Raw genomic sequence first — 1209 nt, 5'->3', positions numbered from 1 at the left:
ACGTATGCGTCTGGCCAAGTCACCTTGCCCCCGAGCGGGCGAGCGTGTAGCCGGTGATTGCGCTCAGGCAGACGGCTTCCAGCGGTGTGGCAGCAGGTCTTCAACTCGGCTGGCCGGTTGAGTCGGCAGCCGCTCGAGCACATCCTTGAGATACGCAAAGGGCTCGTGCCCGTTGATGCGTGCTGAGTGCAGTAGGCTCATGATCGCCGCCGTCCGCTTGCCCGCGCGCAGGCTGCCGGCGAACAGCCAGTTCGATCTACCCAGCGCGATCGGTCTGATGTGGTTCTCCACCCAGTTGTTCGAGATCGGCACGTCGCCGTCATCGACGAAGTGGGTGAGCTCGCCCCAGCGCTTCAGGCTGTAGTCAATAGCCTTGATCGTCGCGGAACCCGGCGGCACCAGTTGGCGCTGCGCCACCAGCCAGCGGTGGAACACGGCAAGCACCCGCCGCGACTTGCGCTGCCGTATTCGTCTTCGCTCTTCGGCCGGCTTGTTCTCGATTTCGCGCTCGATGCGAAACAGGCTTTGATGGAAGCGCAGTGCCTGGCGCCCGACCTCACTACTGTGGTTGGCCCATAGTTCGTGGAACTTCCTCCTGGCGTGTGCCATGCACTGCGCCGAGGTCACGCCCTTGTCGAAGCAAGCTCGGTAGCCGCTGAACCCATCGGTGACCAGGGTGCCCTTCCAGGCGCTCGGGGTATCCAGCCTCAGGAACTCGCGCACGTTCTCGCCGCTACGGGTTTCGCTGAAGTCGAACACCACTGCCTTGGTCGGGTTGCTGCTTGGCGTGCAGTACGACCACATGTACGCGCGGTGCGTCTTGCCGTTGCCCGGCTTGAGCATCGCCACCGGCGTCTCGTCGGCGTGCAGCACCGCATGTCGCCGCAGCTCGTCGGCCAACGCCTGCACCAGCGGTTGGAGCTGCGCACCGCACTCGCCCACCCACTGCGCGAGCGTCGAGCGGGCGATCAGATGCCCGGCGCGCTCGAAGACTGCTTCCTGGCGGTACAGCGGCAGATGGTCCAGGAACTTGGCCACCAGCACTTGCGCAAGCAAGCCCGCGGTCGGGATGCCCTTGTCGATCACGTGTGCCGGCACAGCGGCTTGCACCAGCTTCTCGCAGTCGCGGCAGGCCCACTTGCCGCGCACGTGGCGCTCCACCGTGAAGACGCCAGGCTGGTAGTCGAGCTTCTCGGCCACGTCTTCGCC

At 65.4% G+C, this 1209-nt stretch carries 1 protein-coding gene; it reads right to left on the bottom strand.

The features are described from left to right. Nucleotides 1-63 precede the first annotated feature (63 nt). Nucleotides 64-1209, bottom strand: a 1146-nt coding sequence (tnpC, locus tag Q392_RS26395; protein WP_038215717.1) for an IS66 family transposase, incomplete at its 5' end; no start/stop codon positions are given.

This window comes from Xenophilus azovorans DSM 13620, from assembly GCF_000745855.1.
Lineage (GTDB): Bacteria > Pseudomonadota > Gammaproteobacteria > Burkholderiales > Burkholderiaceae_C > Xenophilus > Xenophilus azovorans.
This window is presented reverse-complemented; position numbering and strand designations above follow the sequence as displayed.